The 13159-nt window shown below is 62.7% G+C and carries 13 protein-coding genes and 1 pseudogene; 5 read left to right on the forward strand and 9 right to left on the reverse strand.

What is annotated here, in order from left to right:
* Nucleotides 1–6 precede the first annotated feature (6 nt).
* From hsaB to hsaA, 4 genes are read right to left on the reverse strand one after another with little or no spacing between them, the layout of a single operon-like run.
* Nucleotides 7–558, reverse strand: a complete 552-nt coding sequence (gene hsaB, locus A2J03_RS11375; RefSeq protein WP_068373578.1) for a 3-hydroxy-9,10-secoandrosta-1,3,5(10)-triene-9,17-dione monooxygenase reductase subunit — start codon at nucleotides 556–558, stop codon at nucleotides 7–9.
* Nucleotides 558–1457, reverse strand: a complete 900-nt coding sequence (hsaC, locus tag A2J03_RS11380) for an iron-dependent extradiol dioxygenase HsaC (protein ID WP_068373581.1) — start codon at nucleotides 1455–1457, stop codon at nucleotides 558–560. Before hsaC ends, hsaB begins: the two co-directional genes overlap by 1 nt.
* Nucleotides 1458–1461: 4 nt before the next feature.
* Nucleotides 1462–2340, reverse strand: a complete 879-nt coding sequence (gene hsaD / locus A2J03_RS11385) for a 4,5:9,10-diseco-3-hydroxy-5,9,17-trioxoandrosta-1(10),2-diene-4-oate hydrolase (RefSeq protein WP_068373584.1) — start codon at nucleotides 2338–2340, stop codon at nucleotides 1462–1464.
* Nucleotides 2337–3485 (reverse strand): 3-hydroxy-9,10-secoandrosta-1,3,5(10)-triene-9,17-dione monooxygenase oxygenase subunit, encoded by a 1149-nt coding sequence (gene hsaA, locus A2J03_RS11390; RefSeq protein ID WP_068373619.1) that lies wholly within the window; start codon nucleotides 3483–3485, stop codon nucleotides 2337–2339. Before hsaA ends, hsaD begins: the two co-directional genes overlap by 4 nt.
* Nucleotides 3486–3655: 170 nt before the next feature.
* On the opposite strand from hsaA, the pseudogene A2J03_RS11395 reads away from it, so the two are divergent.
* Together A2J03_RS11395 and A2J03_RS11400 are read left to right on the forward strand one after the other, a co-directional pair.
* A pseudogene (locus tag A2J03_RS11395) lies at nucleotides 3656–4786 on the forward strand (Rieske 2Fe-2S domain-containing protein).
* The gene (locus A2J03_RS11400; RefSeq protein ID WP_068373587.1) at nucleotides 4783–5097 is read left to right on the forward strand and encodes a hypothetical protein; all 315 of its coding nucleotides are present in this window, start codon (nucleotides 4783–4785) and stop codon (nucleotides 5095–5097) included. The pseudogene A2J03_RS11395 and the gene A2J03_RS11400 overlap by 4 nt, the downstream one beginning before the upstream one ends.
* 24 nt (nucleotides 5098–5121) lie before the next feature.
* On the opposite strand, the gene A2J03_RS11405 is transcribed toward A2J03_RS11400, so the two are convergent.
* Entirely contained in the window at nucleotides 5122–5472 is a 351-nt protein-coding gene (locus A2J03_RS11405; RefSeq protein ID WP_068373590.1) for a winged helix-turn-helix transcriptional regulator, read from the reverse strand.
* A 109-nt stretch (nucleotides 5473–5581) separates the two neighbouring features.
* Here A2J03_RS11405 and A2J03_RS11410 point away from each other — a divergent pair, with 109 nt between their 5' ends.
* Nucleotides 5582–6445 carry an NAD(P)-dependent oxidoreductase gene (locus A2J03_RS11410; protein WP_068373593.1) on the forward strand — a complete coding sequence of 288 codons (864 nt, stop codon included), beginning with the start codon at nucleotides 5582–5584 and terminating at the stop codon, nucleotides 6443–6445.
* Nucleotides 6438–7295, forward strand: a complete 858-nt coding sequence (locus tag A2J03_RS11415) for an NAD(P)-dependent oxidoreductase (protein WP_068373622.1) — start codon at nucleotides 6438–6440, stop codon at nucleotides 7293–7295. Before A2J03_RS11410 ends, A2J03_RS11415 begins: the two co-directional genes overlap by 8 nt.
* 65 nt (nucleotides 7296–7360) lie before the next feature.
* Here A2J03_RS11415 and dmpG read toward each other — a convergent pair whose 3' ends face one another.
* The 4 genes from dmpG to A2J03_RS11435 are packed head-to-tail and all read right to left on the reverse strand — an operon-like array spanning nucleotide 7361 to nucleotide 11668.
* Nucleotides 7361–8374 (reverse strand): 4-hydroxy-2-oxovalerate aldolase, encoded by a 1014-nt coding sequence (gene dmpG / locus A2J03_RS11420; RefSeq protein WP_068373596.1) that lies wholly within the window; start codon nucleotides 8372–8374, stop codon nucleotides 7361–7363.
* Nucleotides 8371–9276, reverse strand: a complete 906-nt coding sequence (locus tag A2J03_RS11425; RefSeq protein WP_068373599.1) for an acetaldehyde dehydrogenase (acetylating) — start codon at nucleotides 9274–9276, stop codon at nucleotides 8371–8373. The genes dmpG and A2J03_RS11425 overlap by 4 nt, the downstream gene beginning before the upstream one ends.
* An 18-nt stretch (nucleotides 9277–9294) precedes the next feature.
* Complete coding sequence (locus tag A2J03_RS11430) at nucleotides 9295–10068, reverse strand: 2-keto-4-pentenoate hydratase (protein WP_068373602.1); 774 nt, start codon at nucleotides 10066–10068, stop codon at nucleotides 9295–9297.
* Entirely contained in the window at nucleotides 10043–11668 is a 1626-nt protein-coding gene (locus A2J03_RS11435) for an FAD-binding protein (protein WP_068373605.1), read from the reverse strand. Before A2J03_RS11435 ends, A2J03_RS11430 begins: the two co-directional genes overlap by 26 nt.
* Nucleotides 11669–11784: 116 nt before the next feature.
* On the opposite strand from A2J03_RS11435, the gene A2J03_RS11440 reads away from it, so the two are divergent.
* Nucleotides 11785–13159 (forward strand): FAD-dependent oxidoreductase (locus A2J03_RS11440; RefSeq protein WP_068373608.1); only part of this gene is annotated, 1375 nt, incomplete at its 3' end.

Raw genomic sequence — 13159 nt, forward strand, 5'->3', positions numbered from 1 at the left:
GTCCCATCACAGCCAAGTATCCGAGGAAGCCGCGGTCAGAAACGCCTCCAGATCGTTGCGCCACGGCGCCGGAACAGTCTTGTCCGGCTCGATGCCGGAATACTGACCTCGGTAGAACAACAACGGGCGTTCGCCCTTGACCTCCCCGAGCGAATGCACGCGTCCGACGACGATGAAGTGATCACCGCCGTCGTGGACGGTCTCGACCGTGCAATCGACGTGCGCCAGCGATTCGGACAGAATCGGCGAGCCCAGTTCCGACGGACTCCACTGCACGCCGGCGAACTTGTCCGGCTCACGCGAGCCGAACCTGGCGCACGTGTCCTGCTGGTCTTCACCGAGCACGTTGACGGCGAATCGTCCGGACTTCTCGATTGCCGCCCACGACCTCGAACCCTTTGTCGGACAGAACAGTACGAGTGGCGGTTCCAACGAGAGCGCCGCGAAGGACTGGCAGGCGAATCCGACAGGGTCATCGCCGTCGAGAGTCGTGACGATGGTGATCCCGGTACAGAACTGGCCGAGAGTGGTCCGGAACGTACGGGGATCGAACGTCATTACTTCATCCCGACCGAGAAGTCGTGCCCCCACAGGCTCACCGCTGTACTTTCGCGCGCCACCCAGTCATCGTCCTCGACTTGCCTTCCTTCACAGCCGAACTCGATGTCGAACCCGCCGGGCGTCTTCATGTAGAACGAGAGCATCAGATCGTTGACGTGGCGGCCGAGCGTCGCCGACATCGGGACCTTCTTCCGCAGCGCGCGATCCAACGCCAAGCCGACGTCATCGGAATTCTCCACCTCGATCATCAGGTGGACGATTCCGCTGGGAGTCGGCATCGGGAGGAATGCCAGGCTGTGGTGCCGCGGGTTACACCCGAAGAACCGCAACCATGCGGGCGGTCCGTCTGCCGGTCTGCCCATCATCTGCGGTGGCAGACGCATCGAGTCACGCAAGCGGAATCCCAGAACATCCCGGTAGAACCGCAGCGAAACTTCGTCGTCGTCCGTCGAGAGCACCACATGTCCCAGCCCCTGCTCGCCCGTGACGAACCGGTGCCCGTACGGACTCACCACTCGTCGATGCTCCAGCGCCGCACCATGGAACGCCTCGAGCGTGTTTCCCGACGGATCCTCGAACACGATCAGCTCGTCGACGCGGCGGTCCTGGACCTGCTCCGCTGTTCCCTCCTTGTACGGAACTCCCGCTGCGTCCAGGGAATCTCGAATGGACTGCAGCTCTGCCGCATTCGCAGTCTCCCATCCGGACACGAGCAGGCGGTCCTTCTCGCCCGGCACGATGACGAGACGTGCCGGAAAGTCGTCCATCCTCAGGTAGAGGGCACCGGGTACGACACCCTTGCCCTCGATCATGCCGAGCACCTTGAGGCCGTACTGACGCCAGGCGTCCATGTCGGTGGCCTCGACGCGCATGTAGGCCAGTGAACGGATACCCATAGTTTCAGCTCCCCTCGGTCAAGAATGCAGTGGTCAATCGATTGAATTCGTCCGCCATCTCGACCTGAGCCCAGTGCCCGCACCGTCCGAACACGTGAAGTTGCGCTCGCGGAATGGTCTTCAACGCGACGAGCGCTCCATCGATCGGATTCACCCGGTCCTCGCGACCCCAGATCAGCAGCACACGTTGCCGAAGCTTGTACGCCTCACGCCACAACATGCCCTTTTCGTAATCGGCGCCGCCGAAGGACTTTCCCATCGCCTTCATCGCGGCGAGAGACTCGGGCGTCGACGCCTGCTCGTAGCGTTGTTGTAGCAATTCCTCGGTGATCAGCGACTGGTCGTACACCATCACCTTCAGAAAGGCCGCCAATTTCTCCTTCGACGGCCCGGGCGGTGCAGAGAAGTTGCCGAGATTCTTGACGCCCTCGGTGGGATCGGGTGCAAACAGATTGATGCTCAACCCTCCCGGACCCATGAGCACCAATCTGCCCGCTCGCTCGGGATAGTCGAGTGCGAACCGAACCGCCGTACCTCCGCCGAGGGAATTCCCCAGTAAGTGAACACGATCGATCGACAGATGGTCGAGCAGATCCTTCAGAGCCGAGCTGCTGTGCACGAAGTACTGTGGATGCTCGGTCGGTTTGTCGGACCGCCCGAATCCTGGTTGGTCGACGCACAATACGTGAAAGTGCTGCGCGAGAATCGGAATGTTGGCGGCAAAGTTGGACCAGCCGGATGCACCGGGCCCGCCGCCGTGCAGCAGCACGATCGTTGTGTCGTTGCCGACGCCGGCTTCGTGGTAGTGCAAGGTCAGATCCTCGCGCACCTGGGCAAACTTCGACGTCGACTCGTAAGTGATCGATTCGGCTACCGCGGTCATACCATCGTGTCCTTCAACGGGAGCCCGAATTCGCCTCCGCCGAACATTTGATATGCACGTTCTGGATCGTTCGCGGCGTGCACGCGCCCGGCGTGAGCGTCACGCCAGAATCGTTGCAGCGGAGCATCGTTCTGCAGCGCAGAGGCGCCCGCGCTCTCGAACAGTAGATCGATCGACGCGACGGACCTGCCCGTGGCGCGCACCTGATCGCGTCGGGCACGCAACCTCAGTTCGATGGGAACTTCCTTGCCGGATTTCAGCACTGCGTATTCGTCGGCGACGTTTCCCGAGAGCTGACGCCACGCCGCATCGATATCGCTACTGGCCTCGGCGATGCGCACCTTCGCGAACGGGTCGTCCTTACCCGTCTCACCGACGAATGCTTTGCGGACGCGCTTGCCCTGATGCTCGACGTGCGCGGCGTACGCTCCTTCTGCCATTCCGACGATCGGCGCCGAGATGGTCGTCGGATGGATTGTTCCCCAAGGCATCCGGTAGACCGGAGCAGTGTTGCGCTCGAGCCCCTCGGCAGTGCCGTCGTTCATCTTCTTGAAGCTCAGAACTCGGTGCGTCGGGACGAACTTGTCCTCCACCACAACGGTATTGCTGCCGGTGCCGCGAAGACCGACCACGTTCCAGACGTCGTCGATGCGGTAGTCCTCCCGCGGCACGAGGAACGTCACGAAGTCCACCGGTCGACCGTCCTTGATGACCGGCCCACCGAGCATTGCCCAGGACGCGTGGTCGCAACCGGAGGACCATTGCCATGCTCCCGAGAGTCGGTAACCGCCGTCGACGACGGTTCCCGCGCCCATCGGCGCGTACGACGACGAGATTCTGACGTCGGTGTCCTGACCCCAGACGTCCTGCTGCGCCTGTTGCGTGAACAGCGCTAGGTGCCAGTTGTGGACGCCGATGATCGACGAGACCCACCCCGTCGATCCGCAGGCACTCGCGATCTTCTTGACCGCCGAGTAGAACAGCACGGGATCTTCCTCGTAGCCGCCCCACTGCGCGGGCTGCAACAGCCGAAAGAAACCCGTCTCCTGCAAAGACTTGACCGTTTCGTCGGGAAGACGCCGCAAATCCTCGGTCTCCTGCGCGCGTTCGCGCAGCGCCGGCAGCAAGGCGTCCAGCCTCTCCATCACCTCGTGAGTCACTATTGCCTACTCCTGCCTTCAGTGGGTTCCCGTCCCAGACTAGAACACGTTCCGGTTACTGTCGAGAACTCGTTCCAACGCTTTCACTAGCCATTTCATGGGTCATTCTATAACGTGTTCTAGTAGAACTATCGGCTGGCAAGTTAGGGGTGCACATGGCAAGGATTCGCGAGATCGACGTCGGCGAGACACCGACTCGCTATGCACGCGGTTGGCACTGCCTCGGTCTGACCAAGAGTTTCATGGACGGCGCCCCGCACTCTGTACTTGCCTTCGGCACCAAGCTGGTGGTGTTCGCTGATTCGTCGGGCAAGATCGTCGTCCTCGACGGCTACTGCCGACACATGGGCGGAGATCTCACACAAGGAACCGTCAAGGGCGACGAGATCGCGTGCCCCTTCCACGACTGGCGCTGGGGTGCGAGTGGAAAGTGCACCTAGATCCCCTACGCCCGACGCGTTCCGCCCCTGGCCCGGACGCGTACGTGGACGACGCTCGATCGGAACGGACAGCTGTTCGTCTGGAACGACGCCGAGGGCAACCCACCGCCCGAGGACGTGACCATTCCGCGTATCGACGGTGCCTACAGTGACGACTGGACCGACTGGACCTGGAACTCCATGGTCATCGAGGGCGCGAACTGCCGCGAGATCATCGACAACGTCGTCGACATGGCGCACTTCTTCTACATCCACTACGCCTTCCCGACCTACTTCAAGAATGTGTTCGAAGGTCACATCGCGTCGCAGTACCTGAACACGAAGGGCCGTCCGGACATCGGAATGGCGTCGCAGTACGGCGGAGACACTCTCCTGATGTCCGAGGCGTCGTATTACGGTCCGTCGTACATGATCAATCCACTGACCAACATCTACGGCGGCTACGAAGTCAAGAGCGTGCTGATCAACTGCCACTACCCCATCGATCAGAACTCGTTCGTCCTGCAGTGGGGCATCACCGTGCAGAAGCCCGACGGTATCGACGACAAGACCGCTACCAAACTGGCGGAGAAATTCACCGAAGGCATCAGCGTCGGCTTCCTTCAGGACGTGGAGATCTGGAAGAACAAGACCAAGATCGACAATCCCTTGCTGTGCGAGGAAGATGGGCCGGTCTACCAGTTGCGGCGCTGGTACGACCAGTTCTACGTCGACGTCGCCGAGGTGAACGAGAAGATGACCGGGCGCTTCGAATTCGAGGTCGACACCACGAAAGCCAACGAGGCATGGCAGCACGAAGTCGAGGAGAATCTCGCCAAGCAGGCTGCTGAGAAAGCCGACGCGTGAGGTGGGCAAAGGCACCTGATTTCGCGAACGATCCCTCTCGGATTCGAGAGATCCACGCGCAGACGGTGCTGGACAAGGAGAACTATCTCGACTCGAGGCTCACGCCGGTCGAATGTCGCGCCTGCGGAACGTGCGTGTTGGTGCGCAAGAACAGTCTCAAGCAGACGTCGGTCCAGTGGACGTCACGGCCGACCGAGTCGTGCCCGGTCTTCCGCGAATCGGGTAGTTCGGCGACTCAGGACTCGTGCCCGCGGTTGCAGGACTCCATCGATCATGCAGTGATGGAGGGAATCCTGTCGGTCCCCGACTAGTGGCGCGGTTAAGTGTGTTCTGACCTACTCAACCGCGCCACTGAGGCGGAGCCGCTGCTGGCGCTCGGTTCCCCAATCGCCGAGCGAACCCAGCGCAGCGTTGAGTGACTTTCCGTGCACGGTCAGCGAGTACTCGACGCGCGGAGGTACTTCGCGGTACACCTCGCGGTGAACGAGCTCATCCTCCTCCATCTCACGCAGATGCTGCACGAGCATCTTTTCGCTGACCCCGGGGAGGCCTTTCTTCAGTTCGCCGAAGCGTCGAACGCCGTAGTTGTTCAGCTCCCACAGGATCAGTGACTTCCACTTCCCGGACACAACGTCCATCGCGGCATCGATACCGCAGATGTACGGCCCACGACGCTTGCGTTCCATCCCTGATCCTCCATGCTTACGAAAAAGTCAGTAGCGCACAAAATAGTGGGTACTTGCCGGATTCACGGTAGCGCGCAATCGTTTCTCTCACCGACGAAGGGAGAAACGAATGTCCGTCAGCGTTCTCGGAGCAGGGGACATGGGACGAGCGCTTGCCGAGGCTTTGCTCGCCGCGGAGTACCGCGTGACGGTGTGGAATCGGACGCGCAGCCGAGCGGATCCGCTCGGCCAGCAGGGAGCGACTGTTGTCGAATCCGCCACCGACGCGACGCGATCCGATCTGGTAGTGATCTGCTTGCTCGACTATGCATCGGTGCTCGAGGTGCTGGACCCGCTGGCCGAGACCCTCACAGGAAAATCGCTGGTGAACGTGACCACGACTTCGCCGAATCAGTCACGTCTACTGTCCGATTGGGCAGACGGACACGGCATCCGCTACCTCGACGGCGGGATCCTGGCGGTGCCGGAGATGATCGGCAATCGCGGTTCGGCAGTGTTCTACAGCGGCAACAGGTCAGTGTTCGACGAGCACCGAGAGACTTTCGAAGTCTGGGGATCCGCGACGTTCTACGGCGGCGACGCGGGCATGGCCGCGCTGTACGACTTCGCCCTTCTCTCGGCGATGTACATCATGTTCGCAGGCTTCATGCACGGCGCAGCGCTTCTCGGATCTGTCGGGGTGCCGGCTGCAGAGTTTGCATCGTTGGCCACCGCGTGGTTGAGCTCTCTGACAGCATCATTCGCGGAATTCGCCGATATCATCGACCGCTCCGACTACTCCGGGCCTGGACAGCAGTCACTCGACTTCAGCGATCTCACCGAGATGGTCGACGCGAGCTCGGACCAAGGGATTGCACCCGACGCTATTGCCATGGTGCAAAAGCTCATTCACCGCCAGCAGGTCGAGGGACGCGGTGCAGACAGCTTTGCCAGAATCTACGAGAGCATCGCCGATGGAGGAGAACATGTCTGACACGATCACAGTTATCGGACTCGGGCCGATGGGACAAGCAATGGCCAGGGCGTTCGTCGATGCCGGCCATCCGGTGACCGTCTGGAATCGGACCCTGTTGCGAGCGGATGGCCTGACGGGCGTTACCGTCGCCGATTCCGTCCAGAGCGCACTCGCAGCCGGTGACATCATCGTCCTCAGCCTCACCCATTACGGCGCGATGTACGACATCCTGGGACCCCACCAATCGAGATTGACGGGAAAGATCCTCGTCAATCTCAGCTCGGACACACCCGACCGCACCAGGGAGGCGGCCGAGTGGGCCCGCGCACAGGGCGCGAGCTTCGTCACCGGCGGCGTCATGGTCCCGGCGACGATGATCGGAACCGATTCCGCGTACGTCTATTTCAGCGGTGACCGTCCGACGTTCGACACCGTCGAAGCGACGCTCGCAGCGATCGGATCCGCGCGCTATCTCGGTCAGGACCCAGGCTTGGCGCAGCTCTACTACCAGGCTCAGCTCACGGTGTTCTTGACGTCACTGTCCGCGATCCTCCACGCCACCGCAGTGGTGAACACAGCAGGGGTCACCGCGAGCGACTTCGTGCCCGACGCTCTCGACATGGTCGCGGCTATTCCTGCCATCGTCGGCCCGGGACTGGGCACGTCCATCGACGCTCGGTCCTATCCAGGAGATCTGAGCACTGTCACCATGATGGGCGCCACGGCGGCACACATCACCGAGACCAGCCGGTCCCTCGGAATTCCCGCCGGACTACCTGCCGCCGTCGAAGCCCTCTACGACGCCGCGATTGCCCGCGGTCATGGCGCGGACGACTGGGCGAGCGTGATCGAGGTGCTGCGCCCCTAGTGGCGCGGTTGAGCGCACGCCAGTGCACTCAACCGCGCCACTGCGGCGGAGCCGCACCAGGTGAATCAGCCCACCGCCTCCTTCTGGAGTTCGAGGGCGATGTCGATGAGCTGATCTTCCTGACCACCGACCAACTTCCGGGCACCCGCCCGCACCAGCAATTCCGCCGAGGACACGCCGTACCGCTCGGCTTGGCGTTCGGCATGACGGAGGAAGCTCGAGTACACCCCGGCGTATCCCATCATCAACGCCTGCCGGTCGAGCAGGCACTCCGCCGGCATCACCGGACGGACCACATCCTCGGCGGCGTCGGCGATCTTGAAGAAGTCGATGCCGGTCTCGATGCCGAGTTTGTCGCACACCCCGACGAACGCTTCCACCGGCGTATTTCCTGCACCCGCGCCGAACCGTCGTGCGCTGCCGTCGATCTGCTGCGCCCCAGCCCGGACTGCATAGATCGAATTGGCCACGGCCAGATCGAGGTTTTCGTGGCCGTGGAACCCGACCTGCGCATCGTCACCCAGCTCTGCGACGAGAGCCGATACCCGGTCCGACACCTGCTCGAGCACCAACGCACCGGCCGAGTCGACGACGTAGACACACTGGCACCCGGCGTCGGCCATGATCCGCGCTTGCTTGGCAAGCACCTCGGGTGGCTGTGAGTGCGCCATCATCAGGAATCCGACGGTCTCCAGCCCCCGTTCCCGTGCGAGTCCGAAATGCTGAACGGACACATCGGCTTCGGTGCAGTGTGTTGCAATCCGGCAGATCGACGCACCGTTGCCCTGCGCGGTGATGATGTCGTCCTTGACGCCGAGACCCGGCAACATCAGAAACGCGATCTTCGCGTTCTTCGCAGTCTTCGCAGCAATCGAAATCAGTTCCTGCTCCGGTGTTCTGGAGAAGCCGTAGTTGAACGAGGAGCCGCCGAGTCCATCACCGTGTGTCACCTCGATGACGGGTACTCCTGCGCCGTCGAGCGCTGCGACGATGTTCTCCACGTCACTGGTGGTGAACAGGTGCCGCTTGTGGTGCGATCCGTCGCGCAAGGACGTGTCTGTCACTCGTATCCGGTTCATCGAACTCCCGCCTCCAGAATGTGTTGCGCAACCTGCTCGCCGACCTTGGTGGCAGCAGCGGTCATGATGTCCAGATTTCCGGCATAGGGCGGTAGGAAGTCACCGGCGCCTTCCACTTCGACGAAGATCGACACCTTTGCGAATCCGCCCGAGATCTCGGAGGGAGGATCGAACTGCGGATCGTTCAGCAAGCGGTAGCCCGGCACGTACTCCGCGATCTCCGCCGCCATTCGAAACACGGATTCGGAGATCGCATCGTGATCCGCGTCCTCGGGAATGGCGCAGAAGATGGTGTCTCGCATGATCATCGGTGGATCGGCAGGATTGAGGATGATGATTGCTTTGCCGCGTGATGCGCCTCCGATTTCCTCGATCCCCCGGCTGGTGGTCTTCGTGAACTCGTCGATGTTCGCCCGAGTTCCCGGGCCGGCCGACACCGAGGCCACGGACGCAACGATCTCGGCATAGGGCACCTCGACGATCCGAGACACCGCGTGCACCATCGGGATGGTGGCCTGACCACCACACGTGATCATGTTGACGTTGAGCGCGTCGACGTGCGCATGCAGGTTCACGGGCGGTACGACCGCGGGGCCCACTGCGGCGGGCGTGAGATCTATCGCGCGGATACCGGCCTCGGCGTACCGCGGAGCAGCAGCTCGATGGACGTACGCGGAGGTCGCCTCGAAGATCAGATCCGGTCGTTCGTCCTGCGCCAGCAACCAGTCGACGCCCTCGGAGCTCGTCTCGAGACCGAGAGATCGAGCGCGGGCCAATCCCTCACTGTCGGGGTCGATCCCGATCATCCACCGCGGATCGAGATAGTCCGACCTTTGCAGCTTGTACAGAAGGTCGGTGCTGATGTTGCCGGAGCCGACTATCGCTACGGTCGCTGTGGCCATGAAGTGAGACCTTCCTGTTCAGGTGAATTCGAGGGAGACGGTTCCTAGTCCGGTGAACTCGGCACGGAACGAGTCACCGGCTTCGGCATCGATTGCCCGAGTGCATGATCCAGGCAACACGATGTCGCCCTTCTTCAGACGGACGCCGAATCCGGCGACCTTGCGCGCGAGCCAGGACACCGCGGTCACTGGGTTGCCGAGCACCGCATCGCTTCGCCCCTTCGCTGCAACCTCGCCGTTTCGCCAGAGGACGGCGTCGATGCCCAGCAGATCGATGTCCGACGGTCGCACCCGCTGCTCGCCCAGCACGAACCCGGCGGAGGACGCATTGTCGGCGATCGTGTCGGACAGACCGATCTTCCAGTTCTCGATACGGGAGTCGATCAGCTCGATGGACGGCGCGACGTACTCGGTCGCTGCAAGGACGTCGTCGACGGTGCATCCCTCACCCGGGAGGTCTTCCCCGAGCAGAAATGCCACTTCCACTTCCACCCGCGGGAAGCAGAACCGCCCGGCAACGACCGGAACGTCTTCGAATACCTCCATGTCGGCGAGGAGATGACCGTAGTCGGGTTCGTCGACGCCCATCATCTGCTGCATCGCGAGGGACGACAGGCCGACCTTGTGGCCCACGATCGTCGCTCCCGACTCGACCCGTCGCCTGATGTTCAGCAACTGGATTTCGTACGCGTCGACCACGTCGATGACCGGCAGTGGCGCGATCGGACGCCTCGTGATCTCTGCAGTCGCCAACCGTTCGGCGAGTTCAATTCGCGTCTGCGTCGACAGCACGAAGTTCCCCTTTCGTCGCATGTACGCCCGCGCGGCGCCCCGAGAAGATGCAATCCGCCAGCGACAAACCACTGACGTACGAGTTCGAGCACAAGCCGACGGCGGTTCGTCCCGCGGCGAACAGACCCGGAATCGTCGATCCCGAGGTGTCTTTCACTCCGCCTGTCTCTTCGTCGACCACCACGCCACCGAGGGTGAGCATGGGGCACGGATTCATCAACTTGGCCACCGTCGATCCGGGTGGAATCCCGGCGTCGAACAGTGTGAAGGGAGCCTTCAGTGCCGGCGTACGAAAGTCGTCGTGCTTGCCGAAAGGGTCCGCGCTCGACGCTGCGATGGCCGCGTTGTGCTCCTCGACGGTCGCGCGGAGCCCGGACGGGTCGACTCCAGCGGCTCGGGCGGCTGCTTCGATGGTGTCACCGCGCTTCGCGGTACGCATCAGCCCCGCGTTCTGAACACGCTGGAACCAGGTGGATTGCGACGGAAGTTGCTTCTTGGCTTCCCGGACGAGATCGGCGTCGGCGAGCAGCCAACCTCGACCAGCGCCCTGCTCGACGATCGCGTGGCCGAGGGCCGCGCCGTACCGCGACTCGTCGATCATTCGTTTCCCCTCGCGGTCGACCAGCAGCGAGCCGAGAAAGGGAACGGGGGGCACGATGAAACGCCAGGCCGACACGTTGCCGAGTTTGTCTGTTGCCGCGCCGATCTCGGTCGCGAGCGTGATACCGCTGCCGTCGTCCCCGGCGGTCCCGAGTGCAATCCCACCGGTGTACTTGGGAGCATGTTCCTTCATCATTGCTCGATCGGCGACGAACCCGCCCGCGCTGAGCACGACGCCGCGTCGTGCTTCGACTCGGAGTACCTCGGAATACTTCTTCTCCAGGTGAGCGAGACGACGCTCGAGCAGATACCTCAGCTGGGGAGCGTAGATGCCCGGTTTCGCCGAGAGCATCCCAAGTCGTCGATGCAACATTCGAATGCGGGCCGGGGCGCGGCGCATCGACCGACACTCGACGCCCACGACTCGTCCGTGCGACACGACCAAAGAGAAGGCTCGCGTCTGCGGTACCAGGCGTACGCCGGAACTCAGTGCGGATGACGCGAGCGGGGAGAACAGCATCTTTCCCGACGTCCCCTTGCCCTTCGCCCGGTGGCCGCGTGGAGCGGGCTTCGCGACCGCGCGGAACTCGCCCGCTGCTTCGCTGCCGGAATAGTAAAGGTAGTGCCGGTTACTGGGGTACGAGGTCTTGTACGGACACAGTGAGGCGTCGAAGGGCACACCGTGCGCCTGCAGCCATTCGATCATCTGCGGACTTTCCTCGCAGAAGCGTCGCAGCGTCGCGGTACTCACTGCATCTCCTACTTCCTTCCGGAGATACTCGAACATGTGCTCGACGCTGTCGCTCACTCCCGCGAGGTCCTGGACAGATGTACCACCGCCTGCATATACGACCCCGCCTGACAACGCGCTGGCCCCGCCGCCCGTATAACGGTCGAGCGCGATCACCTCGGCGCCCGACTCTCTCGCCTGAATGGACGCCGCCGCTCCGGCCGCTCCGAAACCGACCACCACGACGTCGGCGTGTAGATCCCACGTCACTCGTAACCTCCGGACTAGTAAACTGGAACGTGTTTCGGTCGATGAACGAAATTCTTACCATCTTCGCTGCCTGAAAGCATGGACTGGAACCAGGATCATTCTATAACGTGTTCTAAATGAGCACGCAGGAATACGACATCGTCGTGGTTGGAAGTGGCGCCGGCGGGATGACGGCCGCACTCACCGCGGCGCACCGCGGACTGAGCGTCGTCGTGATCGAGAAGTCTCGACACTTCGGCGGGTCGACGGCCCGATCCGGCGGCGGCGTCTGGATCCCCAACAACGAGGCGCTCGAGGCAGACGGAGTCGACGACACTCCCGAAGCCGCCCGCGACTACCTCCACGCGATCATCGGTGACGTCGTGTCGAAGGAACGCATCGACACCTACCTCGAGCGCGGCCCCGAGATGCTGAGCTTTGTTCTCGCGAACTCGCCGCTGAAAATGCAGTGGGTGCCGGGCTACTCGGACTACTACCCGGAAGCCCCCGGCGGACGTGTCGGCGGCAGGTCGGTCGAACCGACACCGTTCGACGCCTCCTGCCTCGGAACCGAGGTGAACAACCTGGAACCGGACTACGGGAAGGCGCCGCTCAACGTCGTGCTCACGCAGGCCGACTACCGGACGATCAACCTGCTACGGCGCCATCCGAGTGGTATCGCACGGGTGATGCGCGTCGGAATGCGCTGGATGGCAGCGAAACTCACCGGAAAGCACCTTCTCGGCCGAGGCCAAGCTCTCGCTGCCGCTCTGCGGGCCGGGCTTCAGGACATCAATGTACCCGTGCTTCTCGACACTCCGATGGTGGATCTCGTCGTCGAGGGCGGTCGGGTTCGAGGCGTCGAGGCCGCCGACGGTCATGTTCTGCGCGCGGGCCTCGGCGTCGTGATCGCCTCTGGCGGTTTCGAACACAACGAGGAGATGCGCAAGCAGTACCAGCGTGAACCGATCGGGACGGAGTGGACCGTCGGGGCCAAAGCGAACACCGGGGACGGCATTCGCGCCGGCCAGAAGCTCGGCGCCGCTGTGGATCTGATGGACGACGCGTGGTGGGGGCCGTCGATTCCACTGACCGGCGGACCGTGGTTCTGCATCGCCGAACGCACATTGCCCGGCGGCATCATGGTGAACTCTTCGGGCAAGCGATTCCTCAACGAGGCAGCGCCCTACGTCGAGGCCGTGCATTCGATGTACGGCGGAGAGTACGGCGTCGGTGATGGACCCGGCGAGAACATTCCGACCTGGATGATCATCGACCAGAGGTATCGAGATCGATACATCTTCGCCGGCCTGCAACCGAAGAAGCGGTTCCCGTCTCGATGGCTGAAAGCCGGGGTCGTGGTTCAGGCGGACACCATCTCGGAACTGGCCGAACGGACCGGAATTCCACCCACCGAGTTGAGCGCAACAGTGAAGCGCTTCAACGGATTCGCGCGCACCGGTGTCGACGAGGATTTCGGTCGCGGCAACAGCGGGTACGACAAGTACTACG

Origin of the sequence: Rhodococcus sp. EPR-157, from assembly GCF_001647195.1 — a bacterium.
Taxonomy (GTDB): Bacteria; Actinomycetota; Actinomycetes; order Mycobacteriales; family Mycobacteriaceae; genus Rhodococcoides.

Excerpts from the sequence above, each read along its gene's own strand:
- A2J03_RS11415 (WP_068373622.1), top strand. The coding sequence starts at position 6,438 with ATGTCTGACACGATCACAGTTATCGGACTCGGGCCGATGGGACAAGCA.
- hsaB (WP_068373578.1), bottom strand. The coding sequence starts at position 558 with ATGACGTTCGATCCCCGTACGTTCCGGACCACTCTCGGCCAGTTCTGT.
- hsaA (WP_068373619.1), bottom strand. The coding sequence starts at position 3,485 with ATGGAGAGGCTGGACGCCTTGCTGCCGGCGCTGCGCGAACGCGCGCAG.
- A2J03_RS11410 (WP_068373593.1), top strand. The coding sequence starts at position 5,582 with ATGTCCGTCAGCGTTCTCGGAGCAGGGGACATGGGACGAGCGCTTGCC.
- dmpG (WP_068373596.1), bottom strand. The coding sequence starts at position 8,374 with ATGAACCGGATACGAGTGACAGACACGTCCTTGCGCGACGGATCGCAC.
- hsaC (WP_068373581.1), bottom strand. The coding sequence starts at position 1,457 with ATGGGTATCCGTTCACTGGCCTACATGCGCGTCGAGGCCACCGACATG.
- A2J03_RS11425 (WP_068373599.1), bottom strand. The coding sequence starts at position 9,276 with ATGGCCACAGCGACCGTAGCGATAGTCGGCTCCGGCAACATCAGCACC.
- hsaD (WP_068373584.1), bottom strand. The coding sequence starts at position 2,340 with ATGACCGCGGTAGCCGAATCGATCACTTACGAGTCGACGTCGAAGTTT.
- A2J03_RS11405 (WP_068373590.1), bottom strand. The coding sequence starts at position 5,472 with ATGGAACGCAAGCGTCGTGGGCCGTACATCTGCGGTATCGATGCCGCG.